Annotated in this window: 10 protein-coding genes; 7 read left to right on the plus strand and 3 right to left on the minus strand. The window is 41.7% G+C overall.

Annotation, left to right across the window (positions count from 1 at the left end; genetic code table 11):
• Positions 1-8 precede the first annotated feature (8 nt).
• The 6 genes from AC1RRY_RS09230 to AC1RRY_RS09255 all read left to right on the plus strand — a co-directional run bounded on the left by AC1RRY_RS09230 (position 9) and on the right by AC1RRY_RS09255 (position 4,672).
• The gene (locus tag AC1RRY_RS09230; protein ID WP_492816194.1) at positions 9-539 is read left to right on the plus strand and encodes a DUF4199 domain-containing protein; all 531 of its coding nucleotides are present in this window, start codon (positions 9-11) and stop codon (positions 537-539) included.
• A 48-nt stretch (positions 540-587) separates the two neighbouring features.
• Positions 588-1,103: a DUF4199 domain-containing protein gene (locus AC1RRY_RS09235; RefSeq protein ID WP_492816192.1), complete on the plus strand. Its 516-nt coding sequence runs from the start codon at positions 588-590 to the stop codon at positions 1,101-1,103.
• 3 nt (positions 1,104-1,106) lie between these two features.
• A complete protein-coding gene (gene gldF, locus AC1RRY_RS09240; protein ID WP_492816190.1) occupies positions 1,107-1,829 on the plus strand; it encodes a gliding motility-associated ABC transporter permease subunit GldF in 723 nt (240 codons plus the stop codon).
• Positions 1,830-1,847: 18 nt separating this feature from the next.
• Positions 1,848-2,636: a PhzF family phenazine biosynthesis protein gene (locus AC1RRY_RS09245; protein WP_492816188.1), complete on the plus strand. Its 789-nt coding sequence runs from the start codon at positions 1,848-1,850 to the stop codon at positions 2,634-2,636.
• A gap of 191 nt (positions 2,637-2,827) precedes the next feature.
• Positions 2,828-3,880: a tRNA preQ1(34) S-adenosylmethionine ribosyltransferase-isomerase QueA gene (queA, locus tag AC1RRY_RS09250; RefSeq protein ID WP_492816186.1), complete on the plus strand. Its 1,053-nt coding sequence runs from the start codon at positions 2,828-2,830 to the stop codon at positions 3,878-3,880.
• A 90-nt stretch (positions 3,881-3,970) separates the two neighbouring features.
• Positions 3,971-4,672 carry a 2-C-methyl-D-erythritol 4-phosphate cytidylyltransferase gene (locus AC1RRY_RS09255; protein ID WP_492816184.1) on the plus strand — a complete coding sequence of 234 codons (702 nt, stop codon included), beginning with the start codon at positions 3,971-3,973 and terminating at the stop codon, positions 4,670-4,672.
• Here the strand turns inward: AC1RRY_RS09255 and AC1RRY_RS09260 are convergent.
• Both AC1RRY_RS09260 and AC1RRY_RS09265 read right to left on the minus strand, forming a co-directional pair.
• The gene (locus tag AC1RRY_RS09260; protein WP_492816182.1) at positions 4,657-5,460 is read right to left on the minus strand and encodes a hypothetical protein; all 804 of its coding nucleotides are present in this window, start codon (positions 5,458-5,460) and stop codon (positions 4,657-4,659) included. The two genes, AC1RRY_RS09255 and AC1RRY_RS09260, sit on opposite strands and share 16 nt — an antisense overlap.
• 1 nt (position 5,461) lies before the next feature.
• Complete coding sequence (locus tag AC1RRY_RS09265) at positions 5,462-6,178, minus strand: SDR family NAD(P)-dependent oxidoreductase (protein ID WP_492816180.1); 717 nt, start codon at positions 6,176-6,178, stop codon at positions 5,462-5,464.
• A 331-nt stretch (positions 6,179-6,509) separates the two neighbouring features.
• On the opposite strand from AC1RRY_RS09265, the gene AC1RRY_RS09270 reads away from it, so the two are divergent.
• Complete coding sequence (locus tag AC1RRY_RS09270) at positions 6,510-7,541, plus strand: serine hydrolase domain-containing protein (RefSeq protein ID WP_492816177.1); 1,032 nt, start codon at positions 6,510-6,512, stop codon at positions 7,539-7,541.
• A gap of 28 nt (positions 7,542-7,569) precedes the next feature.
• Here AC1RRY_RS09270 and sov read toward each other — a convergent pair whose 3' ends face one another.
• A complete protein-coding gene (gene sov / locus AC1RRY_RS09275) occupies positions 7,570-14,808 on the minus strand; it encodes a T9SS outer membrane translocon Sov/SprA (RefSeq protein WP_492816175.1) in 7,239 nt (2,412 codons plus the stop codon).
• Between the last annotated feature and the right edge of the window lie 100 nt (positions 14,809-14,908).

The raw sequence follows: 14,908 nt of genomic DNA on the forward strand, positions 1-14,908 counted from the left end.
GATATTTTATGTTAAAAAGCAGAATTGTCAGGCACTCACTTTTTTATGGAAGCATAGCAGCTGTTGTTTGTATAATAGTAGCGCTTATACAGTTTTATGGTATTCACAAAAGTCCGTTCGGGCGGTATAAATTACCGGCGTTCGGAGTAAATATATTGTTTATCCTCATTGCCACCTGGACCTACCGCGCCACTAATCTGGGTGTTCTTTCTTTTACCGAGGGTTTTTCAGTCGGTTTTCTTACCAATCTGTTTGCAGCTTTTATAACGGCAATTTTCTATTATATTTTCCTCAAATTTGCCGGTAATGAAGCCATTTTACTATGGGTAAAGGAAAATGTGGAGGCCATCGAAAAAATCAGAGAAAGCCATGTGAAGAATTTTGGTCTTGGCGATTACACAACGTTACTTGCACAAGCTAAACAGGTACCAACTGCCGGATATGTGTTTATAGACGAACTCGGTAAAAAGCAGATATGCATTGTTGCTGTTACCATCATTTCGGTGATTTTCAGGCGACACACATACATAATATCGTAAATTTTCAATAAATTTACTTCATAACTACACCTTATCTAATCAGCAATTATGGAAAAACCTTCTACAGCACGCATCGCCCTTAAATGGGGAATCATCGTAGCGGTCATTATCAGCATTTATACGGTCACATTATTTATTTCGGGTCTGCATAGAGTAGGGCCTCTATCGTTTGTGAGTTACGTTTTCCTTTTGATAGGTCTTATTCTGGCATCAAGAGAATACCGGTCTTTGAATGATAATTACATGAGTTTTGGAGAAAGCCTTGGTCTGGGTACACTAACCAGTGCCGTAACAGGACTGATCGCTTCTATCTTTTCTTATATTTATATCAATATAATAGATACCACCATTATACAGCAAATGCAGGATTTGCAACGGGAGCAGATGGAAGCCCGTGGATTAACGGAAGAACAAATTAATCAGGCGATGGAAATGGCGGCTTCATTTACCCGGCCGAGCATCATGTTTCTGATTGGTTTATTTGTTTATGTATTAATCGGATTTGTTTTTTCGTTAATAGTATCAGCTATTGTAAAGAGAGAAAAGCCCGAAATGAATTTCTAATAGATGCTTACAATTTTCAGAAAAGAACTTAATAGTTTTCTTAATTCACTGGTAGCTTATATTGTTATCGGTGTTTTTCTGGTGCTGACAGGTTTATTTACCTGGGTTTTTGAAGGGAATGTGCTCGATTACGGCTTTGCTGATTTGACGGGCTTTTTTCAGCTAGTTCCTTATATCTTTATATTTCTGATTCCGGCTATTACCATGCGCTTGTTTTCAGAAGAATTTAAAACCGGTACTATTGAATTACTTTTTACCAAACCATTAACTGACTGGCAGATTATTCTGGGTAAATTTCTGGCTTCATTTATCCTGATCATTGTAGCGCTTTTACCTACTTTGTTATATTATTATTCAGTTTTTGAACTGGGTAACCCAAGGGGAGATATTGATACCCCGGCTGTTATCGGCTCTTATATTGGTTTGTTTTTTCTGGGTGGGGTTTTTGCTTCCATTGGTCTTTGGGCCTCGTCGCTTACCGATAATCAGGTAATTGCCTTCATTATAGGAGCCGTAGCCTGTTTTCTGTTTTATGATGGTGTGCATCAACTGGCACAGTTATTCAGCGGGTCAACCCAATATATGATTGAGTACATAGGCCTGAATTTCCATTATGAATCAATAAGCCGTGGTCTGGTAGACTCCCGCACGCTTATCTATTTTGTAAGTATTATTTTTCTGATGCTTTATCTCACAAAAATTCAGGTGTCTGGCAAAAAAAGCTGATACTTTTAGAAATATACCATGCAATTACCCATTTACCAGGTTGATGCTTTTGCAAATAAGCTTTTCGGCGGAAACCCCGCGGCGGTTGTTCCATTGAAAGAATGGCTACCCGATGCACTCATGCAAAAGATTGCATTGGAGAATAACCTCTCTGAAACTGCTTTTTTTGTGCCTGTTGATAAAGGTTTTCATATCCGGTGGTTTACACCAGCTGCAGAAGTAGCCCTTTGCGGGCATGCTACATTGGCTAGTGCTTATGTCATTTTCAATAACCTGAAATATATCGAAGATACCATCATTTTCGATTCTCAAAGTGGTATTCTTAAAGTAAGAAAGGAAGGTAAGATGTTGGAGCTGGATTTTCCGGCTCAATTGTTTGCACCGGCAGAGCCACCCGCTTATCTGATAGATGGTATTGGTAAAAAGCCAAAAGAAGTATATTGGGCACATGAGGATTACCTGCTGGTGTATGACTCTCAGCAAGATATTGAAGCTATTAAACCTGATTTTGGTCTGTTGAAAAAAGTTGAAACGAGGGGCATCATAGTTACAGCCAGGGCAAAATCTAAAAAACTTGATTTTGTCTGCCGTTTTTTTGGTCCGGCCGTTGGTATAGATGAAGACCCCGTAACAGGCTCAGCCTTTACCAAGCTGACACCTTACTGGGCACAACGTATGGATAAGACCGATTTCAAGGCAGAACAGATTTCTGCCCGTAAGGGGAGTCTTACCTGCAAACTGGTAGGAAGCCGGGTGTTAATAGCCGGTTCTGCCAAATTATATTTGAAGGGCAAAATTATAGTTTAGCCCGATTTTTAAACATTTCTACTAAAAGACTTGACACCCCCTATCTTGATTTAGTACATTTGCGACCTAAAAAACTGAAAGTCAGGGATATTCCTTTGCCTTTCTTTCTTCATGCCGGAAAACTTTATCCCCAAACATGAAGAAATTCAACAAAAATTTTCCGCTTCAGGTGGAATTGGGGAGTCTAAAAAATGAAACTTTCAGAATTTAAATTTGATCTGCCTCATAGTCTGGTAGCCATGTATCCTCCTGATCAACGTGATGGAGCCCGAATGATGGTGGTAAACAGAAAAACAAAGAAAATCGAACACAAAATGTTTAAAGATATCGTTGACTATTTTGGTGAAAACGATACTTTAGTAGTAAATGATACCAAGGTTTTTCCTGCCCGGTTATATGGTTCTAAAGAAAAAACAGGGGCTAAAATTGAAGTTTTTCTGCTGCGTGAGTTGAATCGTGAGATGCGTTTATGGGATGTACTGGTTGACCCGGCAAGAAAAATAAGAGTAGGTAATAAGTTATACTTCGGCGATAGTGATCTGGTAGCCGAGGTAATTGATAATACTACTTCCCGTGGCCGTACCATCCGGTTTTTGTTTGACGGCTCGCACGAAGAAATGATGAAGACTGTCCATGAACTCGGTGAAACGCCGCTTCCGATTGATATCATCAAAAGAAAAGTAACTGATCAGGATCGTGAAAGATATCAGACCATTTTTGCCAGCAAGGAAGGTGCTGTAGCCGCTCCAACGGCCGGAATGCACTTTACAAAAAATGTGCAACGCCGTATGGAAATCAACGGAGTTAATTTCTGCCCGATTACACTTCATATAGGTATCGGTACTTTCCGTCAGGTTGATGTAGAAGACCTGACTAAACACAAAACCGATTCGGAAAACTTTTATATACCGAATGATACCTGCCAGATTGTTAATAACTCTATTGACAAAGAAGGCAAAATCTGTGCTATCGGTACAACCGCTTTAAAAGCGTTGGAATCATCGGTTTCGGCCAATAATCATTTAAAACCGGTTGATAACGGCTGGACTGATAAGTTTATCTTTCCACCTTACGAATTCAAAATAACCAATTCTTTATTGACCAACTTCCATTTGCCTGAGTCTATACTTATCATGATGGCCTGTGCCTTTGGAGGTTACGATCTGGTGATGCAGGCTTACCATGAAGCCATCAAAGAAAAATACAAATTCTTTACCTATGGCGACGTGATGTTGATCCTTTAATACTGATAGTTCGAAAATAAACTTTATATAAACCGGGAAATGAAAACACAAATCATTTCCCGTGTTTGTTTATAAACCTTTGGAATCTTCATGGGAAAACAAAAATATGCCGTTCTGGTTGCGGGTGGAAGCGGTACCCGAATGGGAAGCGATATGCCAAAGCAGTTTTTGCCGCTGGCAGGGAAGCCAATTCTTCTGCATACTATTGAGCAGTTTCAGAAAATTGATGGTGTCCGGATTATTCTGGTGCTTCCGGAAAAGGATATTGATTTCTGGAACGAAATAATTGCGTATGAAGATTTCAAAAAACCGGATCTGGATTTGTTAAAAGTAGTAATCGGCGGTAAAAGCCGTTTTCAGTCTGTGAAAAACGGGCTGGCTCATGTACCTGAGAATGCGCTGGTTGCGGTGCACGATGGCGTAAGACCGCTTGTTACGGTTGAGGTAATCAGACGGTCGTTCGCAATCGCTTTAGAGTCAGGCAGTGCGGTTACAAGTGTGCCATTAAAAGATTCTATACGTGAAGTAGGGGATGGAACCAATCTGGGGGTAGAAAGAGACAGATTCAGACTGATGCAAACCCCTCAGACTTTCAGTGCAGATATAATCAAAAAAGCATACGCTACTGAAGAGCAAAGTTTTTTTACCGACTGCGCCAGTGTACTTGAATTTGCCGGATATGCCGTTAGTTTGATTGACGGTTCTTACGAAAATATTAAAATCACTACTCCGGAAGATATGATTGTTGCTGAAGCCCTTCTGAAGTATCAGCAGCGTTATTCACAATCATAGCTGAATGAAGAAATACCGGCAACCGTATTCGGCGGATCATTTCTGATAATTCTGATTATGTCGGGGAATCCCTTTCCGTTATAAGCCAGTTCTCTTCGGGTTCGCTGGCTTTCAACCTCTTCCAAGTCGTTTCCCTGATAAACATACACTTTCGATGAAACGATGTTGTTATTGCCAAAGGGTAGGAATAAGCTAAGTGGTCGGATTATCCAGTAAAACTGAATTTCCGGGATTCCCGAAAAAAAGTTTCGCTTGATGTCAAAAGTATGCTCGGTAACCGTTGGCGTCCTGTTTAAATCTGTGCGGAAGACATGATACGGATTACCAACCGCATTATATTCTATACTGCGGTTAATACCGAACAGGTTATGACTTTCTATATTGACAGGTCTGTTTTTTGAATCATATTCAATACTTATTTCGTCTTCCTTGCTTCCGTTGATAGTCTGTCTGATTTTAGCGACGTTGCCTCTGCTGTCAAAATCACCATCAAACCTTATTAGCAGCTGAGGATTGCTTTCATCACGCACTGCTTTCACTTTACCGTTTTCGTTGTACTCAAAATAGGCTATTATTTTGTTTAAGGTATCATGGTTAATATCAGTATCAAAACTGAAGAGCTTTTCTATTCTCCCGTCTTTCAACGTGATATAGTCATAATGAATACTCTTATTGATGGGGTTTTCATGAACGAATTTTACTAAATGACAAATAGCCTGTTCATCGATTACCCGACAGGCGGATGTTAGCATAGCCAGACATACCAGCAGTAGGAATCCGGGTTTCATGTCAGAAGATTTTTGAAAACAGCCATTCAGGTAATATTCTTAATAAAATTGCCAATAAAAAATATCTTTTTGTAACGTAGGCTACGTTCTTTTTAGCGTCAATAGCATCTGCAATTTGTATGGCTGCTTTTTGGGAAGTAGCCACCCAGAACATTCCCTTGTTTTGTTTGGTCATCGGAGTATCCACAAACCCGGGCCTGATATCAGTTACAGAAATGCCGTGCTTATGCTTCGCAGAGCGCAGTCTCAAGCCTTCCATATAGCTTGAAACAAAAGCTTTGGAGGCGTGGTATTCAGGCGCATAAGGACTACTACGAACGGCTGCAACCGACGACACCCCGATGATGTGTCCCTTACCTTTCTTTTTGAAATACTCATAAGCCCACTGGGCAATGCCCACAAAACCTCTTACGTTGGTATCAATGGTTTTTATTTCTTCGTCAAAAGTGGCTTTCCCGAAACCGACTCCGGCATTGATGATTACCTGGTCGAATCCACCATTATTATCGGCCAGGAGCTGCATGGTTTTTCTTGTATCGTCAAAATCTGCAATATCCATAGCCGATACGTGCACTTTTTGGTTGGGATAGGTATTTCTGATTTCTTCAAGCAAGGCAAGTCTCCGGCCTGTAATGGTTACCTCGTTTCCCCGGCTGATTAATAGTTCGGCCAATGAGCGGCCGATACCGGAAGTAGCACCTATGATGATGATTTTCATTTGTAATAATTGACGGAAAAGGTATTGTTTTGATCACCTCCCCCGAATTTAAGCTAAATTTGTGATAATAGAATCAATATTTTTCAGGCATAATCAAAATTCTTTCGATTGCATATCCTACATTCAGGCTTTAATTAAATTTAGCCCGTATTTCAGCTATCTGTTTATGGAAAGGCTCTCCTGATATGATTTCTGCCTGAAGGTTTTCTTATAGTCATTAAGTGAAAGAAAGGAGAGTTCAACCTCATGGGTCAATAAACTAATAACCCGACAGTCCGGATTGAGAATTTTGTGCAATTCTCAAGTAGAAAAACTCTTACTAAAACTAAAAATGAAACGTTCGAAAAGACTGCTTAGAATAATAATGCCCATTGTTGCTATTACCTGTGCTACGGTATTTGTACCTTGGCGAGTATTATGGCTATGGTTGAAACCGCTACCGCAAACAGTTCAGGAGCAAGTCAATGATGCAACTGATAATGGATTAGATGGTATCATAGTTTATATACATCAAAAGGGTAAGGCACCAGCATTTTATACTGCCGGTTGGAAAAACAGAGAGAATAAAATACCTGCCGATCCACATGCATTGTTCAAGATTGCCAGTATAAGCAAGTTATATATAGCAGTTGCCACAGCCAAACTAGCCGGTAAGAATACCTTATCGTTAGATAACACACTGGCTAAGCTTTTACCGGAGCTGGCCGGAAGAATCGAAAATGCTGATAAAATTACGCTAAGAATGCTAGTACAGCACCGAAGTGGTATTCCTAATTATACTGATGAAGACTATCCTTGGGCCAAACCCAATTCGGATATTAACGAATCACTGAAGCTGGTTCTGGATAAGCCTGCAGATTTTAAACCAGGCAACCGTTATGGCTATTCAAATACAAACTACCTGCTGATAGGCAAGATTCTGGACAAAGCATTGGGTTATAGCCACCGCGATTATATAAAAAAGGAAATTTTGCAACCTCTTGGGCTTACCCGCACTTTTGGCTTATTGCAAGAAGTAGATTTAAATGAAGTTACCAGTGGGTATTACACGGATTACGACAAAGATATTAAAGGTGTTCAGTTTTTTGAACCCGGTGGCTCAATGGTTGCAACGGCGCAGGATGTCGGCATATTTCTGCGGGCTTTAAATGATGGTTCTTTACTAAATGATAAGGAACAGGCTATTTATTCTTCAATCTATGTATACGAGCATACCGGTTTACTACCCGGCTACCAGAGTATCGCACGGTATCATAAAGATATTGATACCGTGGTGATCCAGTTTGTGAATACAAGTGGAGGAGATATGTGGACGATGTCGGAAGTAATTTACAACCGGATTGTCAGGATTCTGAAAAAATAAAAAAATGTGCCTGTAACATTTATTACCACTACTGATCTGATAAATTAAATCTGAGATTGATACCTCCTGAGGTAGTTTTTCTTGGATAAGAGAAGTTCGTTACAAACGGCGTGTTGTTCATGTGGTCAACATAGAAGTTTAGTAACAGACGTTTGTTTACCTGATAGGTAATTCTCGGACCCCACTGCAAATTATAGTTCCCTTGTGTCGGCTGTGGGTCTCCGTCTAATCGACGCTGAATGGCTTTTATGTCGCGTATCGTAAAAGCAAACTGAAAATTAAGGTCATTTCTTAAAGTGATAACTTTACCATCACGACCCCTCAGCGGTAGTTTCACACCGCTTTTTCTGAATCCCAGATTAAATACAAGATCAGAACTGCTGTATTCAGCCACCTGCGCATTAGAAAGATTCAATACCGCCCTGCGTTCACGGTTCCAGTCGAATCTACCGGAAATCTTACCCTTAGTTGTAAACTGAACACCGATGAATGGAGCAAATTTTTCTTCCAATGAAATAGTGCTCATGATGAGTGTGGGTAAGTAAAGATTGCGCTGGCCTATCATTACATTTTCATTCACGATACTGGCCAGCGGATAACCCGCCAATGCCCAGTCTATTTTTTGCGCGTCATACAACAGCGACGAAGTGAAATTACCTACGTTATAATTGGAAGTATAACTATGGCTGATGGCAATAGAGGTAAATACATTTTTGAAAGGCTCCAGATTGGCCAGACCGGTATAGTCGATTCGCCAGTTTGGCATTGGCATCGTCAGTTTTTTATCCGAGAATGGGAATCTCTTCAGGTTCAGTGTTTTGGCATCTTTGCCACTATAGGCGGCAATAAATGCCGGTATGAGCACATCCTGAGAGTTTTCAGAATACGCACCGTTTTCACCATTTCCGGCTTGCATGGCGTTGAGACGATCAATGATAATTTCCCGGTTGGTTTTCATGTTTTCAAAAACCTGATAACGGTAATTGTTGCCCACTTCCATTTTTTCAAAGAAAGTATTGAACGACCAGAACGACATGCCGAAGTTACCACTTCTTACAGGGCTTTTCCGCTCATATCTTTGCGTGGCGGCATCAAAGACAAAGTATTCCTGATAGCTATCACCTCTGCTGAAATTCCCGCTTATCTGCATTCTGAAATCCTTAAACGGTTCAATAGTGGTTCTATAGCTGAATTTTCTTTGTAATGATTGGGTATACGGTTGTGTTAACAGGGTTGTTTTTGACAACCAGCCTCTTTCATCAGCCTGATTGATAAACGTACGGTCTCTGTATTGATTCCCCAATACAAAGCCTATGCTTTCTGAGGTCAGGTATGAATCATCCAGACCAAAGAATTTAGGCGTAGGCAGAAAGCCCGGTAAAATGGTAGTTTCAATGACAGAATAATCGTAATCGATACCACGCACGGCCATCAGGAATCTGGTGAAAGTTTTGGCTACATTGCTTGGAGCTACCTCTATGTTTTCATCGTCGCCTGGGTTACGGGTAAACCGCTTTCTTTCCTGAGACGGAGTATTGGCAAAACGCAGGTACTTAACTTTATTATAAAGCTTTATGAAATCTATTTTTCCTCTTATTCCGGTTTCTCTGCCGTTTCTGATCGTGTTTCCGAATACCTGGTTGTTATCGTCCACAAGGTTCAGCGCCATGGCCTGATAATTGAAATTGTTGTTATATTTGAAATCGCCTGTCATCCAGTCCAGCAAGGCAAATTTATCAAGGGGTAACCGATAGGTAAAGCGCATTTCCTGATTGAAATTCTTGGCCCGCCCTGTTTTAAAAAGGTTATTCAGCAATTTACTTTCTTCATCACCAAAAGGCTCGTCTACTACGGCGTTCATGTTAGCCGTATAGGTAAACAGAATGCTCTTCGACAGATTCCATTGCAGATCATACAGACGGTTCATGAGGAAATATTTCTCAAAATACGGAACCACATCAGTAGTAGTTAAATCAGAATTTCTGAGCTGGGTTCGGGCAAAACTTCTGTCGAAATCAGTTCTGAATGCCAACACGGTAGGGATGGGCGAAAGATTGAAATCTTTGAGCCAGTACAGGAATGGGCGCTCTAACTTTTTATTGTTTTTGAATGGCTCCCAGTTAACCTGCTTTGGTTGATACTGATAGGTGAGCCCCCCTCTGTTTTGGGTGAGGGTGTAATCATCAATCAGAATATTGCTGCGGTTTACATTGTTTTGTGCATAAGTAAACGAGAAGTTTTCAATATCATACACATGTGCCTTTGCGCCGTCTTTTGTCTTTACTTTTCTGACATTCGAAAAATTAAAACCTTTACGGGTACTGTTGTCAATCACCATGCGCCTGTATGCTTCTCGTCTTGCCGGGTCGCTTATGTTATTCAGTGCATTTTCGAGCGGCATATCAGGGTCTAGCGGATTGAAATGCGGTGTAATGGTCTGCTTGTCGAAATTGACAAAGAATGGGATTCTCAGTCCCCAGTTTTCCGGAAAAAACTTGTCGAGTTCAACATTAGAAGCAATACCGATTCCTTTGCCGGTCTCTCTGGCTCTTTCTGAAATGCGATCCTGTACACCACCGAAACCAAAGGTTTTCAGATTGGCATTGATAGATAGGGTAGCAATATCGGCCAGTTTAATATTGGCCGACATAATACCCGCATCACCCGAGGTCTGGTCAAATCCATAAGCACGGAGTTCGTTGGCCCAGATCGTATACGTTTTGAGTTGTTCAACTTCTGATTTTGGATTCCGCAGACCGATCATAACCGTAAGCACGGCACTCAGATCCGGATTCCCCAATACGGTTATCTTATAATTATTCCCTTCAGTACCGTTGTCAATAATGCCTGTGGTGGTTCCGGAATACGGCAGATTAATATTCACTGCATTACGATTTCTTTCGCCTTTCAGCGCTACCAGGTCTTGCAGGGCTACGTCTATGAAGTTTTCTTTCGGCCAGATTACATTCTCATCTATCGAACCGTTCGGTGTGATTTTTAATTGTGGAATCTCGATTTCATAATAGTGCTGAGACAAATCGGTTCCGATTCTGATAAAAGCACCACCCACTGTTTTTTCATCGTTTGCCGTGTTTTCGGCATGTATAAACATTCTTAATCTTTTGTAATTAAGCATGTCGACACGCGTATTGCGGAATACACCTCTCGAATCGCCGTTGCGAAGGTCTGTTACGGCCAGTGACATTGACTGCTCATTGAATTTTACGTCGAATTGCTGCTGGGTAATGTCCTGGTCACGGATGAATCCCGGAGGAACTTTATAGGGTGTTTTCCCTTCTTTAATGTTACAATTCTGTCCGTCGTCGGCGCAGCCGTTTTCTTCTATGCTTACCACACCCATTTTGAATTTGGCGTCGTATAACTCCGGCACTTCTGTCAGGCTTTTGTCATAAACACGATACTGATTCGATTCGAGCTGAAGAGAGGCAAAACGCAACACGACCGGTTGCTCAAAGTCACTCAGGAGCATCCGCATGAAACGAATGGATTTAAAACCATCGATATCACCGAATTTTCTTGTAAACTGCTTTACAGGTACTCTGAACAGATACCACGTAGCCTGTGTGCCGGGTACGTTTACCTGGTCAACAATAAAACCATTGCCTACACCCATTCTGTTGGGCATCAGGTCTATTTCATATTCATAATAGTTTTCAAGATCGTTAACGGTATTATCGCCATTAATATCTTCTTTATCCGGTGTCACCGAGTTGGCCAGTGTAGGCGAGGTGTTAGAAGAATTATTGCTGGGTGGTGAGTTATTTTCAATACCCATGTAGTTTTTAAAGCGTTCTACCAACGATTGGTTTTCGGTAAATTCGGGGTCGGTATAGAATTTAAAATCATCTGCCGATGGGTCTTTTTCAATTTTTGCTTTTGCTGTCGGGCTTAATCTGTCAAGGAAAGATTTGATGTGATCAAAATTTCTTTCCTGCTCATTGCTTAATCCATCTAACCCTACATCTTGTTTTTCACGAGAACCCGGCTGATTGTCAAAGGCATCGGTCATAAACTGCACATTAGGTGCAAGTCCCCATCTGGTTTGAACAGGCTTCGACCTATCTGAAACCGATTCATTGGCAGGAAAACCATTCTCAAAGCTGTTACGGCCATCAGGTATCAAATCTTCCGAAATATCGCCTAGATGAAACTTCAGTTTTCCACCCGTGGTATTTACTTTATTGCCATTAAGAGAACCGTCTTTTACAATATCTTTGAATGGGTCGAGCATCCAGAAGGTGAGGTATTCGGTATTGGCATTGTCAAAATCATTATCAGCAGAAATACCCCTCATAACAGACCCGAAGTTCTGTTTGGGGTTGTTCAGATAACCGTCGGTAGTCAGGTTCGGATTATAATTATACATACCCCTTTCTGACGGAAAATAAGAGACATCGAGCAGGTTTACAGGTACCGACTGGCTGAATGCCGGAATGGAACGCCCCGGGAAAATCTGCAAGGGGTTAAAGGCTTTTTCGTACAGGTTATTATTGGCAGCTTCCTGTACTTGCGGTGGCAATGTACCTTCTGCAGCCTGGAAACCATTATCTATATAGATTGTCTGGTCAATGGTATATACCGATATTTTAGCTCTTCTGTAATTGTATTCGTAACCGGTAGGGCTTCCCTGATAATTTTCGGGTACGGTTCCAGGTCTCCATCGGGTTGGTTGTCTGGTCAGGTCATTGATGTTTCTGGTCGACTCAAAATCATCAATCATGGCATTGCCATTGGTTCTCTTGTTGTTTACCGACGGGAATAGTTTGGCGTATTCGGCAGCAAACTGAATGGATGACATCTCTTTGGTCTGAACCAACGGAAGTGCATCGAGCCATCGGGTCAGAAACCGGGCGTCTTTCCTGTAATTAATGTCCAGACCCACAATTGTGTTGTTGACAGGCTCCTGGCCTATGGCTGTACGGGTCATGAAAGCGGGGGTACTTTCGCGCAGGGTCATAGCCGTGGCACCGATTCTGATGTCTTTGCTCAGGTTGTAATCTAACCTTGTGCCGACCATCATTCTTATTTGTGTATTGAACAGATCGGGTTTTTCCCATTCAATTTTTATCTGACGCGACGAATTGAGCACGCTCTGGTTCAGGAACCTTATTCTGCCCATCTGCGGCTCAATAATGTAGTCAATGCCGTCCTGCAACATGACACCGCCGGCAAATATCCTGACTGATTGCGGTGAAGCACCCAATGGCAGCATGACTTCAGACGCATTGCTGGCCTGCAGACTGCCTCTTATAAAAAACTTATTCTTGGTGGTTACCTGCTGGGCATCGGCCAAAGTTGTGCGGTACAGTTCATTGTAGACGTACTTTTCCTTCAATGTCTGCTCATCAAGAGCAAATTTTGATGAAAGATGAGAGCCAAAAGGTTCAAGTACCGGGAAAATCAGTTTACCTGCTTTTGAATCTATGGTTACATCTTCTATAAAATCAAAGTTACCGTCGCCACCGGGTTGTGGATCATTGTTGGGATTCAGATTGTCGAGATTCATCACCCTAACCAGAGGTATATCTTTCAGGTTTCGCCCTTCCTGCAGGTTCGGATTGTCTATACCGGTTCGGTCGTCTTTGTATATAATCCGGAGCTGGAAACCCATTTTACCTACGCCGGGAACGCCTAAGGAGTAAATGTTTTTCATCATCAGGTCCCACATCGGGTCACTGGTCCGGTTCCGGATGGTAGACGACTTAATGAGTTTCAACATAATGGCCTCATTTTCCGGACGAATGGCGTAGTCTTCGGTAAGTTCTCCGACTTTATAGGAGGTGCCATTGAAGGTGTACTCATAAGCCACTGCCAGAATCTCGTCATTACGGAGGGGAGTTACCAATGAGATATAGCCCAGTTCTGCATTAAACTTAAAATCGCGGTCTGTCAGGCGTTTGGCCCCTCTTAAAATCTCGTAGTCGATTCCTTTTTTGAGATTCAGTGCACTCAAAGCTGCACCCGATGATGACTCATCTATTTTTCTGAAGTCCGGATTATTATTCAGGCTATTGTAAAGCGGGTTATCCTGGTTCCTGACCGGATCGTAAGTATTTCCTGTTCTGGAGTCGCCAAGGCCGGTAAATCCGACAAGGTTTCGCATCGATTCAACAGTGTTGGTCCGATTGGTAACGTAAACCTCAAGACGTGTGATTTTTACTCCTGATAACACTAATGGCAGGTTACGTAACGCACGCTCATAGTTGCTTCTGAAAAACTGTGCCAGAAAGAAGTGTCTGTTTTCTTCGTAATTATCTACTCTGATTTCAAATGAGCGGTTCTGAGTACCGCCATTGAGTATGATTGATTCTGTTTTTGAACGCTGTTGCGCCACTACTGCAGTTACGTCAAGCTTGCCAAAGGTGAAGGCCGTTTTTACCCCGAAGAGATTCTGTACACCCGGTATCAGCTGGCTTTTAACAGGCATGCTGATGTTTCCGGCTTCTACTTTTTGCAGGATGTCTTCCGGATTATTCTTGAAGTTCAGTTTTAACTGGTTCTCGAAGTTAAAAGCCGCTTTGGTGTCCAGATTCGTAAGCATCCCCAGTTTTTCACCAATCTGCCCATTGAAGTTAATATTGATTTGCTCGTCGAAACTGAAGCGTGTCTGTCTTCGTTGAATAATCGGCAAGAGCGGATTGTCAATAAACTGATGTATGAGCTTGAAATCGAGCGTTACAAAGCCATTTGGTTTCAACTGCTCCATCATGCTTCCACCAAAAATACGGTCTACCAGCTGGCTTTTCTGAAGCAGGGGTCTTAAACCCCTGTCGGTAGTGGCACTTTTACCGTCCTGCAGGTTTTCATACTCGCGCAAAATGCTTTTTCTGACATACGCATTCTGTATGCTTGAATACTCATTGAAAGATAATGACTGCGGAATTTTGTAATCTAAGGCTTTGCCTGCTTTTTCAGTAATCGAAATTTCCTTTGTATCGGGCGAAAGACTAAAATCTGTAGTTATATTGTTCGGATCTTTCAGATAGAACGGTGACTGCGGAATGCTCTGTGCGTATCTGTTCAGATACCGATCCTGCCACCGGTAAGCAGGCTGCCTGCCGGTTCGGGTAATGAGGGTGTCCTGAACCGGAGCTATCAATGTATCTCTTTTGGTAGTGTCAGTTTTTGCTGCCGTATTTCTTCTTCTACCTCCTAATTGAGCTTCTGCATTTTCACTTATTAATCCAAAGCTGAAAATTAAAATATAAGAAAATATATAGTTTTTTGCAAATAGCTGTCCGAACATACAATTTTGGGGAGTATCAATAGGTGCTTAGTTCTTAACGACCGAAATCTTATTAATAGTCTGTCAGAAATAAGAAAAAGTTATACGTTTGTTTCTTTAT

It is taken from the genome of Emticicia sp. GW821-FHT11C11 (genome assembly GCF_058808615.1).